The sequence below is a fragment of the Paenibacillus sonchi genome, assembly GCF_016772475.1.
Lineage (GTDB): Bacteria > Bacillota > Bacilli > Paenibacillales > Paenibacillaceae > Paenibacillus_AQ > Paenibacillus_AQ sonchi.
This window is the reverse complement of the sequence record NZ_CP068595.1, coordinates 3,201,239-3,215,273: the sequence shown is the minus strand read 5'-3', so window position 1 is coordinate 3,215,273 and position 14,035 is coordinate 3,201,239. Positions and strand designations below refer to the sequence as shown.

14 protein-coding genes and 1 pseudogene are annotated in these 14,035 nt (G+C 50.4%); 6 read left to right on the top strand and 9 right to left on the bottom strand.

Translation table 11 applies throughout. The features are described from left to right. Positions 1-224: 224 nt before the first annotated feature. The 4 genes from JI735_RS14590 to JI735_RS14575 all read left to right on the top strand — a co-directional run bounded on the left by JI735_RS14590 (position 225) and on the right by JI735_RS14575 (position 3,633). Positions 225-536 (top strand): (2Fe-2S) ferredoxin domain-containing protein, encoded by a 312-nt coding sequence (locus JI735_RS14590; RefSeq protein WP_020429600.1) that lies wholly within the window; start codon positions 225-227, stop codon positions 534-536. Positions 537-750: 214 nt separating this feature from the next. After that, positions 751-1,599: an AraC family transcriptional regulator gene (locus JI735_RS14585; protein WP_051051751.1), complete on the top strand. Its 849-nt coding sequence runs from the start codon at positions 751-753 to the stop codon at positions 1,597-1,599. Positions 1,600-1,705: 106 nt separating this feature from the next. After that, entirely contained in the window at positions 1,706-2,695 is a 990-nt protein-coding gene (locus JI735_RS14580; protein WP_039835317.1) for an aldo/keto reductase, read from the top strand. 29 nt (positions 2,696-2,724) lie between these two features. Continuing rightward, positions 2,725-3,633 (top strand): aldo/keto reductase, encoded by a 909-nt coding sequence (locus JI735_RS14575; protein WP_202677509.1) that lies wholly within the window; start codon positions 2,725-2,727, stop codon positions 3,631-3,633. Positions 3,634-3,711: 78 nt separating this feature from the next. Here JI735_RS14575 and JI735_RS14570 read toward each other — a convergent pair whose 3' ends face one another. Both JI735_RS14570 and JI735_RS14565 read right to left on the bottom strand, forming a co-directional pair. Beyond that, a complete protein-coding gene (locus JI735_RS14570; protein ID WP_020429596.1) occupies positions 3,712-4,443 on the bottom strand; it encodes a ZIP family metal transporter in 732 nt (243 codons plus the stop codon). A gap of 67 nt (positions 4,444-4,510) precedes the next feature. Then, complete coding sequence (locus tag JI735_RS14565) at positions 4,511-5,047, bottom strand: GNAT family N-acetyltransferase (RefSeq protein WP_039835314.1); 537 nt, start codon at positions 5,045-5,047, stop codon at positions 4,511-4,513. Positions 5,048-5,244: 197 nt separating this feature from the next. Here JI735_RS14565 and JI735_RS14560 point away from each other — a divergent pair, with 197 nt between their 5' ends. Further along, positions 5,245-5,613, top strand: a complete 369-nt coding sequence (locus JI735_RS14560; protein WP_039835313.1) for a DUF1304 domain-containing protein — start codon at positions 5,245-5,247, stop codon at positions 5,611-5,613. A gap of 87 nt (positions 5,614-5,700) precedes the next feature. Here the strand turns inward: JI735_RS14560 and JI735_RS14555 are convergent, their stop codons facing one another. The 3 genes from JI735_RS14555 to aroC form a co-directional block, all read right to left on the bottom strand. Continuing rightward, positions 5,701-6,282, bottom strand: coding sequence for a TetR/AcrR family transcriptional regulator (locus JI735_RS14555; protein WP_039835312.1), 582 nt, complete (start codon positions 6,280-6,282; stop codon positions 5,701-5,703). Positions 6,283-7,417: 1,135 nt separating this feature from the next. Then, a complete protein-coding gene (locus JI735_RS14545) occupies positions 7,418-7,666 on the bottom strand; it encodes a hypothetical protein (protein WP_233476405.1) in 249 nt (82 codons plus the stop codon). 85 nt (positions 7,667-7,751) lie between these two features. Next, on the bottom strand, positions 7,752-8,810 hold the full coding sequence (gene aroC, locus JI735_RS14540; RefSeq protein ID WP_202677508.1) for a chorismate synthase: 1,059 nt from the start codon (positions 8,808-8,810) through the stop codon (positions 7,752-7,754). A 109-nt stretch (positions 8,811-8,919) separates the two neighbouring features. Here aroC and JI735_RS14535 point away from each other — a divergent pair, with 109 nt between their 5' ends. Continuing rightward, positions 8,920-9,792: a LysR family transcriptional regulator gene (locus JI735_RS14535; protein ID WP_083886656.1), complete on the top strand. Its 873-nt coding sequence runs from the start codon at positions 8,920-8,922 to the stop codon at positions 9,790-9,792. Between the two features lie 108 nt (positions 9,793-9,900). On the opposite strand, the gene JI735_RS14530 is transcribed toward JI735_RS14535, so the two are convergent. From JI735_RS14530 to helD, 4 genes and pseudogenes are all read right to left on the bottom strand, one after another. Further along, positions 9,901-10,215, bottom strand: coding sequence for a helix-turn-helix transcriptional regulator (locus tag JI735_RS14530; RefSeq protein WP_051051749.1), 315 nt, complete (start codon positions 10,213-10,215; stop codon positions 9,901-9,903). Between the two features lie 4 nt (positions 10,216-10,219). After that, positions 10,220-10,588: a type II toxin-antitoxin system RelE/ParE family toxin gene (locus JI735_RS14525; protein ID WP_039835304.1), complete on the bottom strand. Its 369-nt coding sequence runs from the start codon at positions 10,586-10,588 to the stop codon at positions 10,220-10,222. Between the two features lie 192 nt (positions 10,589-10,780). Further along, a complete protein-coding gene (locus tag JI735_RS14520) occupies positions 10,781-11,263 on the bottom strand; it encodes a GyrI-like domain-containing protein (protein ID WP_039835303.1) in 483 nt (160 codons plus the stop codon). Between the two features lie 109 nt (positions 11,264-11,372). Beyond that, a pseudogene (helD, locus tag JI735_RS14515) lies at positions 11,373-13,782 on the bottom strand (RNA polymerase recycling motor HelD). Between the last annotated feature and the right edge of the window lie 253 nt (positions 13,783-14,035).

The following is a 14,035-nucleotide window of genomic DNA, read 5'->3' as shown; positions in this document are numbered from 1 at the left end:
AAGAATTTTCTAAACAGGAAATAATTTGGGAAATATAAAAAAAGACACATTTTCATCAATTTTTCCGAATCCAGGTTAGATAATCTGACGCAAATATCCCGGATTTCGCCCATTTGTTAAGCCTTTTGGAACATTGACCGCTACCCCATTACAGATGCTGCAAAAGGGACTATACTCCTCGTAAGATAGGTCAACTATTATGACTCGATTAAGGAGGCCCTGGTATGAATATGCGACTCAAGGTGCTGAAGAAGCACCTGCTCTTCTGCTGCAGCGAGCACTGCAACAATCAGGATGTGGAAGATGTCATGCAGGAATTCAAAGAACAGCTCGTGGAGAAGGGGATTAACAAAACCGTCAAAATCAACAAAACCAGCTGTCTCGGCCTGTGCGGCAACGGCCCTTTTGTGATTGTTTATCCCGACGGCATCTGGTATTACAATGTGACTACAGATGATGTGGAACGTATTGTGGAAGAGCATCTGGTGAATGGCGAGCCTGTCGAAGAACTGGTAATGCTCAAAATGGAAGCCTGAAGCCTGATTCCTGCCTGCCCGGCTGGCTGCATGTTTCTATTCGCTGCATTAACCCCCGTACAACCCCTCCTTATCTAAATCCTGTAAGTCCCGCCCACAGCCTAGGGCCTGGGACTTTTTGCGGTTGCTCAGCCTTGGACAATCTAATGTATAATAGAGGATGTCTATCAAGGTAATTGCCTGGAGCCATCCTACACTGAAAAGAGGCTGAAGCATGGCTATATTCAAATATAATTCAGAGCGCCCTTTCCGGGGCAATCCCGGTCTGCATCTTCATTATTGGGGCCGTGAAGAGTGTGCTCCCGGACACAGCGTCGGCCCCGGCGTGCGGGACCTGTACAAAATCCATTTCATTCATGCCGGAACCGGCCGGGTCACTGTCGGGAGAGAAACCCACATGCTGCAGCCCGGTCAGGCGTTCCTGACTTATCCTCATATCGTTACTCATTATGCCGCAGACATGGATCAGCCCTGGACCTATTCATGGGTTGCTTTTACGGGAGAGGAAATCGGTTATCTGCTGTCCAAAACCTCGCTCTCGCCGGAGCATCCCGTTTTCCCGATGGATGATTCGCTTATGCCCGCACTCTATGACCGGCTTAGCGCGGCTGCGGACTATAAGGACAGTCTTGATCTGCCTCTTAAGGCGATCATGTACGAGTTCTTCGGGCTGCTGGTGCGCCTGGTTCCGGCGGCTGCCCATCCCCTCCCGCTCCCCCGTCAAAAAAGCATCTATGTGGAGCAGTGTCTGCACTATCTGCATGCCCATTACTGTGAGAATGTGACTGTAGAGCGCATGTCCTCCTCCCTGAAGCTGGACCGCAAATATTTATCGGCATTGTTCAAAAAAACCGTCGGCCTGCCGCCGCAGCAGTACCTGCTTAATTTCCGCATCGCCAAGGCATGTGAGCTGCTGACGGAGACCCCCTGCACAATCGGTGAAATTTCACGCTCTGTTGGCTATCAGGACCCGCTGCTGTTCTCCCGCATGTTCAAGAAAGTCAAAGGCTGCTCACCCAAGGAGTACCGCATCCGCCATGCCGGTAATGACATTATTCTATAAACTTCTTCCTTGCTGACATACTTTTGTTCCTGCACTTCCGCTACAATAAAAGCGAAGCCTTTAGCCCAAACTGGTAAAGGAAACTTTTTAAGGAGGAACAAATCCGATGTATTCTGCAAATCCTGAACGTTACAGCCAGATGAAATATAACCGTACCGGCCGCAGCGGCCTGCTCCTGCCCGCAATCTCGCTTGGACTATGGCATAACTTTGGCGGCAATGACGTGTTCGAGAACGGCCGCGCCATGATCAGAAGGGCCTTCGACCTGGGGATTACCCACTTCGATCTGGCCAATAACTACGGCCCGCCGGCCGGCTCCGCCGAAGAGAGCTTCGGGCAAATCCTGCGAAAAGATCTCGCCGCTTACCGCGACGAGCTGATCATCTCCAGCAAAGCCGGCTACTATATGTGGCCAGGCCCTTATGGCGAATGGGGCTCGAAGAAATACCTCGTTTCCAGTCTCGACCAGAGCCTGAAACGGATGGGACTGGACTATGTGGATATTTTCTATCATCACCGTCCCGACCCTAACACACCGCTGGAGGAAACGATGTCCGCACTGGACCTGCTGGTGCGCCAGGGCAAGGCGCTGTATGTCGGCATCTCAAACTACAATGCCGGACAAGCGCGTGAAGCGGCGCAGATTCTGCGCCGCCTGGGCACACCCTGCCTGATCCATCAGCCGAATTATTCCATGATATCGCGCTGGATTGAAGACGGGCTGCAGGATGTGCTCGCCGAAGAAGGCATTGGCACCATCGCCTTCTCTCCGCTGCAAAAAGGCATCCTGACCGACCGCTACCTCAAAGGCATCACACCGGATTCCCGTGCGGCCGGACCCAGCGTGTTCCTCTCCGAGAAGGAGATCACCGCAGAGGTCATTGGCAAAGTAAGCAAGCTGAATGAGCTTGCTGCCGCGCGCGGGCAGAAAATGTCGCAGCTGGCCTTGTCTTGGGTTCTCCGTGGCGGCAAAGTCACTTCGGCCCTGATCGGTGCCAGCAAGGTCAGCCAGATCGAGGACGCGGTTGCCTCCCTGAACGCGCCTGAGCTCAGCGCGGAGGAGCTGGAGCAAATCGAGAATATTTTGCGGGGATAAACTTAAAAGCAGCACAGAAAGGACCGCAGATGAAGACAAACCGTTTAGGAAATTCTGATTTATACGTAAGCGCCATGGGACTAGGCTGCATGTCTCTCGGAACAGATGAAGCCAGGGCTGCCGCAATCATTCATGAAGCGCTGGAGCTGGGCATCAACTTCCTGGATACCGCCGACCTTTATGATGAAGGGCGCAATGAAGAATTTATCGGCCAGGCACTGCGCGGGCGCCGCGGGGATGTCATTCTTGCCACCAAAGTCGGCAACCGCAGAATTCCCGGACAAACGGGCTGGAGCTGGGACCCTTCCAAAGCCTATATCAAATCGGCAGTGAAGGGCAGTCTGCGCCGGCTGCAGACCGATTATATAGACCTGTACCAGTTGCACGGAGGAACTCTCGAAGATCCGGTCGGCGAGACGATTGAAGCCTTTGAGGAGCTGAAGCAGGAAGGTCTTATCCGGTACTATGGCATTTCCTCCATCCGTCCGAATGTAATCCGCGAATATGTCTCCCGCTCCCATATTGTCAGCGTCATGAGCCAGTACAGCATCCTGGACCGGCGGCCGGAGGAAACGGTACTGCCGCTGCTGGAACAGCATGGCATCGGCCTGATTGCCCGGGGGCCGCTGGCCGGGGGCATATTAACCGAGCATGGCGGCAGCAAAGCCCACCGGGAGTATCTGGGTTACGGCAGCGAGGAGCTGCCCCTGCTCCACGAACACCTGGTGGAGCAGACCGGTCCCTCCCGCACCCTGACGGAGGCGGCCCTGCATTATCCGCTGGCAAACCCGGCGGTGGCTGCGGTTATTCCGGGCGCGAGCAGCCTGGAGCAGCTGCGGTTGAATGCAGCGGCAGCTGCGTCGGCCCCGCTAACTCCGGCAGAGCTGGCAGCCGTCCGGGCTGCCAGCAAAAGCAACCGGTACACGCAGCACCGGTAGAGCAGCAGAGCAGCACACGCCAAAGAGGCTGTCCTTAAGCGGTTAAGCTCTAACCGTGCAGGACAGTCTCTTTTTTCTTCACGCATAAACTTGCGTTATATACACCATCACCAGCAGCCCGAAGATAAAGGAATAGGTGGACGGGCGTTCGTAACCATGACCGTGGCTCTCGGGAATCAGTTCCTTATAGACGATGAAGAGCATCGCTCCGGCAGCAAATGCCAGCCCGTACCCTACTACATTCTGCACATAGCTGGCTGTAAAATAACCGATGACCGCCGATACCATCTCCATGAGGCCGGTCAAGGCGGCCATGATCAGCGCTTTTCGACGGGTCGCTTGGGAATTGAGCAAAAACACCGCCAGGATGAGCCCTTCCGGCATGTTCTGCGCCCCGATAGCGATCGCCACCATGGGACCGAGACTGGCCTGCTGGCTGGCGTAGCTGAAACCTGTACTGAGGCCTTCGGGAATATTATGAATGAACAGCGCGATCAGCACGAGCAGCGCTTTGGAATCCATGTTGGTGAAGCCGGGTTTATTCTCTACATCAATATGGGGAATATTATTCTCAATCAGATCGAGCAGCAGCACACCGGTAATCAGACCCAGGGACAGGGCAATGATTCCCGACTCTTTGATCGCCTGCGGCATTAACCCAAAGGTGGATGCAGATACCATAATTCCGGCGGTGAAGGCGACCAGCACATCCTTCCACAGCTCGGACAATCTCCGGACAAACAGAATGGGAACCACCCCAAGCACAGTAGCCATAGCCGATAAAAAGCTGCCAAAAAGCGCAGTTGCCAAGTCTTCAACCCCTTTAGTGGACAGGACTCCTAGACCCAGCTTATGCTATAAGCAGCCTTAGTTATGTCTAATAATTTCCATTTCCCTCCTGCAGCTCCGGCACAATCTGCAAATACATCAGATCCTCGTCCAGATATTCCTCCCCCAGCTTCATTGCCCTCGGCTCTGTGCCGTAGCAGATAAAACCCAGAGATTCATACAGCCGTTTGGCGGGCAGGTTGGTGGAGGTAAGCGTCAGATTAAGAATTTCCAGACCCGGCAATGCTTTGGCCCGGCTGATCAGTTCCAGCATCAGGAGCCGTCCCACTCCCTGCTGGCGGGCGCCCGGATCAACGTATACGGAATATACATGGGCTTTATGATGGATTTTCGGCCTACTCTCACGGAAAAAAGTGATGATGCCCACCAGCTTTTCCTCTGTGTCAAAAGCTCCCAGTGTAAAATGAGCATCCGCCGGCTCCAGTCTGATCCGTGTAGTGACAATGGAGATTTTGAACTCGGATTCATAAGTGCTGAGAAAAGCCTCCGGGTTCTGCAGCAGCGACTGCAGCCGGAGTTCGCGGTAAATCTCCGCATCGGCGGAAGTCAGTGTTCTTATGTACAAGGCTTTGCCTCCTTACTGTGTTTGTTAAAAAATCCCTTCCTTTTATCATTATACCGGTTCCCCCTAGGTACAGGCCCTCATATATTTCTAAATTGACAAAAAAGCTGAATTTAGGTATATTTACTTTTGTTAAATTAAATTTTGCAAAATATAAATCTTTCTTTGCGTACTAATCCAACGAAAATGAGGGAACGGCTATGATGATTTTAAGTACAATACTTGTAGCGCTTGTAGCACTTGAGCATGTGTATATTTTAATCCTGGAGATGTTTATGTGGACTACCCCAAGAGCGCAGAAGGCGTTCGGGACCACCAGTCAGTTCGCTAAGGAGACGAAATCCCTCGCGGCCAACCAAGGGTTGTATAATGGCTTTCTGGCAGCGGGTTTAGTATGGGGCCTGCTCCATCCGAACAACACATTCGGGTTCCAGCTTCAACTGTTTTTTCTGATTTGTGTAGGTGTTGCAGCGGTCTATGGCAGCATCACTGCCAAGAAATCGATTCTGTTCGTCCAGGGCCTTCCGGCCTTCGCGGCTATTCTCGCTGTTGTTCTGGCGAATCTGTGAACTTTTTTCTGCAAAATCAAGGCCATCCTTTGAGGGATGGCCTTTAGCATTTAATACTGTTTTTGACAACCGCTGCCCATAGTTCATTTATGGCTTCACAAACCTCAACAATAATTCGGCGGAAGGGATAGAATAGCCCTTGCCCAAGACCATCACACCGGAAAGAATCGTTATGTAGCCTGAGATCAGTTCCTTCAGATTTCCATCTGCGATTTCCCCTCGTTCCTGCCCTTCTTTGAACAACGGAAGCAACCTTTCAACATATAGATCCAGCGGATATTGTTGGATCAGCTGGCTTACTTCTTCGGGAACCTCTTGGGAATTCCGGGCTTGATGCAGCAGCATAAAAAACGGGGTCCCACTCTCATCCAGAATTGCCTCCGTTAAGACTTTTACTTTCTCAATCGGTGATCCAGACAATCGGCTCAATTGATCGATTTCCGCAACCGATGTAACCACTGCCTCCCGGACCAGTGAAATGAAGAGTTCTTCTTTCGTTTTGAAATAATGGTAAAAAAGTCCGTGGCTCACCCCCGCTTCAGCAGTGACCATACTGATTTTCGTTCCTTGAATGCCATGCTGTGCGAAGATTTTTACAGCTGCCGCTGTAATTTGTTTTTTGCGCTCATCGTAAATTTTTTGAAGCTGTTCTTCTTTTAAGCGTGGCATAAGACATCTCCTTAGGAATTGAGAAAAAAGTTTTTTAGAACCTGAGCAATAGCGTCGGGTTCGTTTTCATTCTCCGGTCCAAAATGGTCCAATCGGGTAAAGGTTTCTATTGTAGAGCCAGCTATCGTGTGGTTCAACTCCTCAAGCATTTCCTTCGTGGACTTAGGGCTCTTCCCCCTGAAAGCAACAACACTTCTGACATAATTTTTTGATAGTTTGGGTATGAAGAGGCATGCGTTTGTACCTCCCGGTGTTCGGTTAAATTTTGCGCCAATAGCCGGGTGATCTTATGCCAATGTTTCCCCCGTATCATTATCCTCAGAATAAATTTGGAATACCAAAAAGGAAGCCCGGATAACGGGGTATTACCCATGCCTCGCACAAAGTGGGCAAAAGCACCTCTGAAATCATTTCTATGCATAGCCTTCTCGTAATTGGACATCCAAGTACCATCCATAGGGTGAAGGAGAACCCCTGGTTCATACACCGCTAATTTGGTAATGGAGGAATCCATCCTTGCTACCTCAAGTGACACAAGTCCGCCGAAGCTATGTCCGAACAAATAGTTCGCTCCCGTTGCTTTGCGAATCGCCTGGACGTCTTCACACTCTTTATTAATAGCATAATCCGGACCCTGGGGTCCACTTATGCCCGCCCCCTCCGGTCCATCAGATGAACGGTAAATGAATGCGAAAGAGCTTTGGCTAAGCGGGCATAGTCACTCGAATCCCTTAAGGCTCCATGAACAATAATAATTCCAGGTCCGTTTCCGATGCTTTGGTATCCAATTGGGGTACCATCTCCCGATAGAGCTTTCGATTGAATAAACAGACTTACCTCATTCGAAGAAACTTTTGAATTGGGCATAAGGCCACCTCTTTTTAATTGATTAACTTAGTCAATCAATAATATTCCGTAAATAATATTCTGTCAATGCTAACAATGAGGGTCTTCCATAGTCAGGGATGTAGCGGGGATAATTCTATATCAATTTTATCTGCAATTAGAGTGTAAAACTCTGGAAACCTCGGATCTGTGGGACTTGGTATTTCTTCAAATGTCCGTATAAATAACCCCATGTTCCCAATTGCAGTTAAAATCTCACCGACTGTCCAACTTCGTACTAGAGTCTTACCTAATCCAGAGCGTTCCTCTTCAGGCAGCAGCTTAGCAAAGGCAACTTCTCTTCCTTAATACTATCGTCAAAGTAATTGCCAGTTGGTTGTTTTAAATTGTATGTGTTCATCCATGCACGTGCGAAAGGATGAAAGTCAGTTAAGATAAACCGACCATTTTTCCCGTCAGAACAAATATAGTTGAGCTCCACACCGGCGGCAGATGCAGTCTGCATCGCATACAACCGATTTTCTTCAGATATGTCCACTACGATAACATCAGCACCTAGCAATGCTAACCAAATTGGATTTCTGGTTGTAGAACATGCTGCACTCCCCATGGTTGGAGAATTTTTAGTTATCCAGCAATGCCGCCTGCCGCTTGTAATGATCCTCAATCACCAGGCAGGCCATGGCTTCAATCACCGGCACAACGCGGGGGCAGATGCAGGGATCATGCCTGCCTTTGGTCACGATTTCCCGTTCATTGCCGCCGGTGTCGATGGTCCGTTGGGGGACTGAAATCGAAGAGGTCGGCTTGACGGCCACACGGAAGACGATGTCTGCCCCTGTGCTGATGCCGCCGATAACCCCTCCGGCATGGTTCGTCTGAAATCCGCTTGCGTCCATCTGATCATTGTGCTCACTTCCAAGCATAGCTGCCGCCTGGAAACCGGCGCCAAATTCAATGCCTTTGACCGCCCCGATGGAGAGCATTGCCTTGGCCAGCTCTGCATCCAGCTTGTCAAACACAGGCTCCCCAAGTCCTGCCGGGACGCCGCTAATCCGGCATTCCACAATTCCTCCGCAGCTGTCGCCCTTAGCAGCCAGCTCTTTGATCCGCTTAACCATACGTTCTGCCGCCGCAGGATCGCACGCCCGCACCACGTTGGATTCGATAACCTCCGGGTCAAATGTCCCGCAGCGGATGCCGCCGATTTCGGTGGTATAAGCCAGTACCTTCACGTTCCGATGCTCCAGCAGCTTGCGCGCAACCGCACCCGCAGCCACGCGGGCCGCCGTCTCCCTGCCCGAAGCCCTGCCGCTCCCGCGATAGTCACGAACCCCGTACTTCTTCTCATAGGTGAAATCCGCATGTCCGGGCCGGTACATAGATTTAATATCATCATACGCCGACGGGCGCATGTCCGTATTGTCCAGCATGATGCACAGTGGTGTACCTGTTGTCCGGCCCTCGAAGAGGCCGGACAGGATGCGGATCTTATCATATTCCTTCCGGGGAGTCGTGACGGAGGACTGCCCTGGTCTTCTCCGGTCCATCTGAACTTGGATGTATGCTTCGTCCAATTCGACACCCGGGGTAACCCCCTCCACAATAGCACCTACGGCCTCTCCATGGGATTCTCCGAACGTAGTCACTTTTAATCTCTCCCCGAACGTACTTCCTGCCATTTCAATACACCCCTGTTCATTAAAGTTCTTTATCCATTAGTTTAAGGGTATACTTGAAATAAATGAAATTGTAATATTCAGCATCTGCCATAGAGAGGATTGATAACAAGTGATCATCAACAGTGAATGGTACCGTATTTTCCTCCATGCCTCTGATTGTTCCAATCTAACCAAAGCTGCACAAAACCTCAATATGACGCAGCCATCCGTCAGCTACGCGATCAAGCAGCTTGAAGAAGCCCTTGGCGTCCGGCTGTTTGACCGGTTATCCAAGGGCGTCCGGTTAACACAAGAAGGACAAACTCTGTATCTGCATGTCCGGCAGGCCTTCGAGGAACTTGACTCCGCTGAGCGTCAAATGAAAAATATGAAGCAGTACCGTGAAGGCCGGCTGCGAATCGGTGCGAACGGGGCAATTATTAAGGATTTCATTGTCCCCCTGCTCGACCAGTTTCATGCCCGCTATCCCAACATTCGCATTCAATTGTCGCAGGAGAAGACCAGCCTCATCCTGGAGCGGTTGAAGCGGGGCTCGTTGGACCTCGGCTATATTTATCTGCCCGTATCCGACGAAGAGATTAGGATCGTGGCCTCCCATGCCTCACCTTTTTGCGCGGTTGTGGGAACTGCCTTTGCAGACTGGTCGCGGGAACCCCTGCCGACGGAACGGTTGATGGAGCTCCCGCTCCTGATGCTGTCCCCGGGCAGCACCACGCGTTCCTTCATTGAAGAATGGTTGCGGTCCCAGGGGATAGAAGCCGAAGCCGACTTTGAACTGAACAGTCTGGAAATGCTCACCGAATTTGCCGAGCGGGGATATGGAGCAGCCTTCCTGCCTCGGGCTTTTGTGGCCTCACGTATTACGGGAGGATCTTTAGTAGAGCTTCACACGGCAGTCCCCATCCCTGACCGCCATATTGGCATCGCTGTTCGCAAGCATTCGTCCCTGTCACTTGCGGCTGAGGCTTTCCTGGAGATGTAATTCCTTTGCAAAACAGGACGCCCCCGTAAGATACCAGGGAAACGTCCTGTTTTATTTTAAGTATTACCGCTGGCCGCTCCGCCGTTGAAGTAAGTCTTCAGTACAAATTCATGCGTAAGTTCTCGAGGCCGCTTCTTCTGTTCCTTTTAGATTAAATAAATCAAGATCGAGTGCTCTTGCTATGGTAACCAACGTATCGATCCGTGGTACTACTGCTCCAGTTTCGATACGGGCAATGTGTTCTTGGCGCAAATTGCCGCCACGCTCGATGATCCTAGCCGCTAGCTGCTCCTGAGTTAGACCTAACTCGAGACGACGTTTATGAATTAAATTAATAAGCTGTGCGGTAATCTCTAGGACTTCAGATCGTTCTGATCCAAGCTTTTCATGGATTTCCTGTTTCTTGGCTCTCCACGTCTTCACTTCGTCATTCCTCCTTTGCCTGGCGTTCCAACCAATCCTTCCTGCGAAGTTCTGCCTTCTTGATCTCACTTCTTGGTGTCTTCCCAGTCTTTTTTCGAAAATGAGAGAGAAGAACATATTTGTTGCCATCCCACAAAAATAACAAGACTCTATTAACACCCGGAGTAATTTCCCAAATGTCTTTCGTAAGTTTATCAACAAAATTATAACCTGCGAGCGGCCCTAATTGTTCTAACCGATCTAAAGCGACTTCCATTTGGTCTAATTGGATTCTCGCATTTTTATTTTTTGGCGCTTGTGCTGTCAGATCGTCGATGAATTGTTCAACATCAGAATTACCATTCTTATCTTCATAAAAAACAATCTCATACACGCAGCTGCCCCTACATTTAATGTTATTATACATCAATTACCTAGATATTATACCATAAAACGCATAAAATAGATTAAGTTTATCCTAGCGTAAAGTCACAGAAAATTTCTAAAAACCTCAAATTCAAAAATCGGAATTCTCTCTCACTTCGATCCATATAAAAAGACGCCCGGCTTTGGGCGCCTTAGCTCATTATTTTATAGCGATGTAAATTTGCAGCTCTGTGTTTGTTGGATCAAAGTCTCTGGCATCATACAGCTCAAAGTCGCCTGTGTAGGCTCTCATCTCTGTGGATTCCCCGAAATAGGCCCAAATCTCGCGCCACGCTTGTGCCACCACTTCATACACAGGCCCTTTTTTCGTCGTGAATACCCTGTATTTACTCCCGGGGACGGCCACAACGACATGATTCTTGTCATCCGGGACCAGCTCAGCGCTTGATTCATGCCCAATTATAACGGTATAAGCTCCGTTTGCGTCGCTCTCATAATCCGTGTACACAGCGTAAATGAAATGCGGATTTTCGCCTCCCGCCGCAGATAAGAGATTGCTCTGAAAATAAGTTTCCCACAGCTTGGGCAATCTCCCCTCCGGTCCCGCCTCTTCTGCGTTTGTAGTACGTACAGCAACTCCTGTTATGATCAGCTTTTGTTTGTGAACGGTATAAGTGTTCATAATCCACTCTCCTTTTCACTGAATTGTACAATAAGAAAGTAGACAACTTACTGTCATGTTCCGGATGTCCAGCCGATACCAGCTTAAGGTAGCCTCTGGGAACTGTCTGCTACACCAGCTCATACAAAGATGTGTCTACCGCCTGAACGAAAGGTGTCCATTCCCCTGTCGTGTACAGCAGAAGCCGGTGCATTGCCCGTGTACATGCTGTATAAAAGAGCTTGCGCTCGTTCTCCCGGTGATAGGACTGCAAGGAGGCATCGTAAATCAACACGGCATCAAATTCTACCCCCTTAGCGAGATACGCGGGAATGACCAGTATCCCCTTGTCAAAAGTAGGCGTGTTCTTTGTGATCAGCCGCAGCTCTTTGACCCCCCCGGCTGCCAGAGCCTCATAGGCTTCTGTGCTCCCGGCAGCGGTTTTCGTAATCACGGCGATGGATGTATAGCCTTCAGCCTGAAGCGCCGCGATATCTGCCGCTATTCGCTCCACCCGTCGCCCGCTGCTCTCCAGCCTCGTGAGGGTGGGCTTCCTTCCGCTTCGCTCAAAAGGTACAATTGTTTCTCCGCCCGGCAAAAGCGGCTTCGTGAACTCCACAATTTCACGGGTAGAACGGTAACTGCGGACAAGAAGAAACTGGCTGGTCTCCTCCTCGCCATAGAGCCGGACCAACGGCGAACCGATCCCGTGCAGGTTCGTGGCCTGTGTAAAGATGGCCTGACTGAAATCACCGAGGACGGTCATCCGTGCACGGGAAAAAGTCTTTTGAGAAACTCATACTGAAACATCGAATAATCCTGACCTTCATCGATGAATATATGCCGCACCTGAGTGTTGGTCCGGGTACCTTCGACAAGTTCTTTTAGATACAGATAGGGTGTAGCATCTTCATACAACAGTTCGTTCCGGCTCAGCTTATCTTTGGTATGCACGCAGATTTCCGGCCAACACTCCGGCACCTCAGCTTCATCTGTCATTTCCCTGTATGCAGCTTCATCGCTGAACAGCTGGCCATACAGCCCAAGCATATCTATAAACGAGAATTGTTTTACATTCCGTCTCAGGGGTTGGAATTGCTCTTTCACGATCATCCGGGTCAGCAGCTCTTCCTCCCGCTCGGCAAAATCAAAATCACCCTCGTCCGGGCGGGGCTTGTTGCGGACTATTTCATCGATCCGGGCATATTTTTCGGCAAAGTCAAAAACCCCCCGGTCTTTGTGCAGCATACTGAATACTTCAGCGTACTGCTCCCCGTCCAGATAGTTAAGCTCCTCCTGTACCCAGTCTGCTCCCTGCTCTACCCTCTCCAGCCGGGCCAGCTCCTGCAGCAGCCATTTCTGGACAAGTGTGATACGGTTGGCCAGGCGGATCGAAGCATCATAGCTGTAGAATTTGGCTTTGATCTGCTCATCAGAGATCAACACACGATCCCGGAAACGGATGCTGACAAACCTCATGCCTTCCCGCTCCAGCCACACCGAATACCTGCGGAGTGCCTGAAGGTAGGCTTCCGACGCTTTATATTGAATTCCATTCATACGGGCCTTATATTCTGGTCCTTGCTGTCCGGTCAGCACATATTCGATCTGATCGAACGGGTCCTCCAGGCGAAACGTTGATCCGAGCCAATACTCCAGATATTCCTGGAAGGTGGTCTGCTGCATATTCTCTTCCCCAGCTCAGGAAGAACTGTAGAGACGTAGCTGTTGAACATGGGGTTAGGCGAGAAGAGAACAATCTGATCCGCCGTGAGCCTTTCGCGGTGTTTATACAGCAGGTATGCTACGCGCTGCAGCGCCGCAGAGGTTTTCCCGCTTCCGGCTGCCCCCTGCACAATGAGCATCTTGCTTCTATCGTTGCGGATAATCGCGTTCTGCTCTTTTTGAATCGTCGCCACGATGCTTTTCATTTGCGCATTTGCCCCTCCACCGAGCACCTGCTGGAGCAATTCGTCGCCGATGGTTAAACTCGAATCGAACATGTGCTGGAGATGACCGTCACGGATCTGGTATTGACGCTTCAGGTTCATGGTCCCCGTGATGCGCCCTCCCGGCGTTTCATAGGCTGCCTTGCCCGGAGGATAGTCATAGTAAAGACTCGCAATTGGAGTACGCCAGTCATATACCAGAAAGCTCAGACCATCCGTATCGGCGAAGGAGGACACTCCGATATACACTTGCTCCGTAATCCCCTGGCCATCTTCCAGAAAATCAACGCGTCCAAAATAAGGAGAGGGCAGCAGCCGGTTCATATTTTTCCACTGCTGCACGAGCCGTTTATGGCTGCGTTCCCGTTCGGACAACACTGCGGATTGCTGATTAATCGTGAAAAAGGTTTCTTCGAAATCCTCGTCCGTGCTGGTGTTGACCGTAACCTCTTCCCAGAATCTTTTGCGGATATCCGCCGCCTGATCCTTTAATTGGCCTATCTTGGGCTCCAGTTCAACGATCGCGGATGTCAGTTTTTCCTTAACCAGATTCAGCCGCTGCTGCTCCTGCTGCCATTCATTCATGTTCATCATCTCCTGAATACACTCCTTCTCAAACGAAGTTAGCAAAGAAAAAAGGACTGTTGACAAAATGCATTTCCATCTGCTACAATAAAGGTGTAGATAAAATGCGTTATCTGTGTTTTAATCAAAAAAAACATCGACAGTTCTTCAACTTTAGCACAATGCTTATTTGTTTGCAACGGTTTTACCTATAATAACCTGGCATTTCTGCCAGGTTTTTTTGATTCCAAAAATGGCGGCATCCGGGAAGTTACTCCCT